This is a genomic window from Vibrio marinisediminis, from assembly GCF_014050145.1.
Classification (GTDB): domain Bacteria; phylum Pseudomonadota; class Gammaproteobacteria; order Enterobacterales; family Vibrionaceae; genus Vibrio; species Vibrio marinisediminis.
Window position 1 is genome coordinate 1 of the sequence record NZ_JACFYF010000342.1, and the last position, 235, is coordinate 235.

Here is a 235-nt window from a genome sequence, read left to right on the forward strand (position 1 = left end):
GCCGAAATCTCTGCGATCCTCAAGGAGCAGATCAAGAACTTTGGCCAGGAAGCCGAAGTCGCCGAGGTGGGCCGCGTGCTCAGCGTCGGCGACGGGATTGCACGGGTCCACGGGCTGGACAACGTGCAGGCCGGTGAAATGGTCGAGTTCCCGGGCGGCATCCGCGGGATGGCCCTCAACCTCGAAATCGACAATGTGGGTGTCGTGATCTTCGGCTCGGACCGGGACATCAAGG

1 pseudogene is annotated in these 235 nt (G+C 63.0%); it reads left to right on the plus strand.

Annotation, left to right across the window (positions count from 1 at the left end):
• A pseudogene (locus H2O73_RS24295) lies at nt 1–235 on the plus strand (F0F1 ATP synthase subunit alpha); the annotation flags it as partial.